Origin of the sequence: Mesorhizobium sp. M7A.F.Ca.CA.003.01.2.1, from assembly GCF_003998945.1 — a bacterium.
GTDB lineage: Bacteria > Pseudomonadota > Alphaproteobacteria > Rhizobiales > Rhizobiaceae > Mesorhizobium > Mesorhizobium ciceri.
This window is the reverse complement of the sequence record NZ_RZRA01000927.1, coordinates 1-2,197: the sequence shown is the minus strand read 5'-3', so window position 1 is coordinate 2,197 and position 2,197 is coordinate 1. Positions and strand designations below refer to the sequence as shown.

Sequence of the window (2,197 nt, the reverse complement as noted above, 5' to 3'; positions counted from 1 at the left end):
GGCCGAAGCCTGGCTCGCCGACGCCAAGCAGGCGCTGGCCGCATCGGGCCTCGCCTGCGAACGCATCTCCAGCGGCGGCACGCCGGATATGTGGCGCTCCAGCGATACATCTGTTGTCACGGAGTATCGTCCAGGCACCTACATCTATCTCGACCGCTATCAGGTCGCCAAAGGCGTCGGCACGCTCGACGATTGCGCGCTGACGGTGCTGTCGACGGTGGTCAGCCATCCCACCGCGACGCGCGTTATCCTCGATGCCGGCAGCAAGGCGCTGTCCAGCGACACGCTGGGTCTCGCCGATTTCGGCGAGTTGCCCGGCGTGCCGGGAGCGCGGGTGACGGGCCTGAGCGAGGAGCACGGCACCGTCACGCTTTCGGGTGACGGCAAATTGCGCATCGGCGAGCGCGTGCGTGTGGTGCCCGACCATTGCTGCGTCGTCACAAACTTGTTCAACGAGGTCAATCTGATCGACGGCGACAAAGTGCTGGAAACGCTGCCTGTGGCGGCGCGCGGAAGGATGGGGTGAACTAAGAAGCGTCTTGCCTTCTCACACAAGGGGAGAAGGGGGAGAGCGCTCCGCCTGCCGTGCCGCGACCCTGCGCATGGCAATCACCCGGCGACGGCGGATTTCGGTGCGCATCGCCATCAGGTGCAGCGCGAAGAACAGCACGGTGAAGCCGAGCGCCATCACCAGAAGCGGCCACAGCAGGCTGGGGTCGATGGTGGAGCCGCCCATGCGGAACACCGAGGCCGGCTGATGCAGCGTGTTCCACCAGTCGACCGAGAATTTGATGATCGGGATGTTGATGAAGCCGACCAGCGTGATGATGGCGGCGGCCCAGGCGGCGCGGCTGGCATCGTCGAGCGCACGGGTCAGCGCGATGATGCCGAGATACATCAGGAACAGCACGAAGACCGAAGTCAGCCGCGCATCCCAGACCCACCAGGTGCCCCACATCGGCTTGCCCCAGATCGAACCGGTGATCAGCGCCAGCGCGGTGAAGACCGCACCGATGGGTGCGGCTGATTTCAGCGCGACATCGGCCAGCGGATGCCGCCAGACGAGCGTGCCGAGCGCCGAGACCGCCATCAGCGTGTAGCACATCATGGCCAGCCAGGCGAAAGGCACGTGGATGTACATGATGCGGACGGTGATGCCTTGCTGGAAATCCTCAGGCGCGGCAAAGCTCATATAGAGCCCGACTGCGAGGATCAGTGCGGCGATCGTGGCCAGCCATGGCACGACCTTGTCCGCCAGCCCGACGAAGCGCGTCGGGTTGGCGAGATCCATCCAGCTTGTCAGGCGTGAAGTCGTGTCGCTCATGCGGTTCTACATAAACCGCCGCGGCGTTCGGGGCAATCGAGCGGTGGTGTCGCAGGGCTGCAGCGCTTTGCCTTCTCCCCTGTGGGAGAAAGCAGAGACGTGCCTGATCAGGCGGCCGCTTCCTGCTGTTGCAGCACGGTGCGGCTGAGGCGGCGGACCTCCTCGTCGTTGAGCAGGCCGCCAGCGCGCAGCAGGCTGGCAAAGCGGCCATTGCGCAGCGACAGCTCGGTGAAGCCGCCCATCTCGACCACCCTGCCCTTGTCCATGAACACGACCAGATCGGCGTCGCGAACGGTGGTCAGGCGGTGGGCGATGATGAAGGTGGTGCGGTCGCGGCGCAGTTCGTCGATCGCTTCCTTGACGCGGTCCTCGGTCTCGACGTCGAGCGCGCTGGTCGCCTCGTCGAGCACCAGGATCGGTGCGTCCTTCAGCACGGCACGGGCAATGGCGATGCGCTGACGTTCGCCGCCCGACAGCTGGCCGCCACGTTCGCCAACCACCGTGTCGTAGCCATTGCTCTTGGACAGGATGAAGTCCTGTGCGGCAGCCGCATTGGCGGCGGCATGGATCTCGTCATTGCTTGCATCGGCGCGGCCGACACGGATGTTGTCCTCGATCGAGCGGTTGAGCAGGCCGGCATCCTGGAACACCGTGGCGATCGAATGGCGCACCGACTTGCGGGTCACGGTGCGGGTGTCGATGCCGTCGATCAGGATACGGCCATGGGACGGCGAGAAGACACGCTGCAGCAGGTTGATGAGCGTGGTCTTGCCGGCACCCGTCGGGCCCACGATGGCGACGGTCTGGCCCGCCTGCACCTCGAAGGACACGTCGTCGATGCCTTGGCCGGAATTGGCGAATTCAAAGCCGACA

The 2,197-nt window shown here is 65.3% G+C and carries 2 protein-coding genes and 1 pseudogene; 1 reads left to right on the top strand and 2 read right to left on the bottom strand.

Annotated features, from left to right (window positions below; all coding sequences use genetic code 11):
• Positions 1–526 (top strand): annotated as a pseudogene (locus EN969_RS27780) (D-TA family PLP-dependent enzyme); the annotation flags it as partial.
• A 21-nt stretch (positions 527–547) separates the two neighbouring features.
• Here EN969_RS27780 and EN969_RS27775 read toward each other — a convergent pair.
• Positions 548–1,324: a heme ABC transporter permease gene (locus EN969_RS27775; RefSeq protein ID WP_027162453.1), complete on the bottom strand. Its 777-nt coding sequence runs from the start codon at positions 1,322–1,324 to the stop codon at positions 548–550.
• Positions 1,325–1,431: 107 nt separating this feature from the next.
• Positions 1,432–2,197 (bottom strand): ATP-binding cassette domain-containing protein (locus EN969_RS27770; protein ID WP_127419571.1); only part of this gene is annotated, 766 nt, incomplete at its 5' end.

Coding starts and splice junctions, on each gene's coding strand:
- EN969_RS27775 (WP_027162453.1), bottom strand. CDS start 1,324: ATGAGCGACACGACTTCACGCCTGACAAGCTGGATGGATCTCGCCAAC.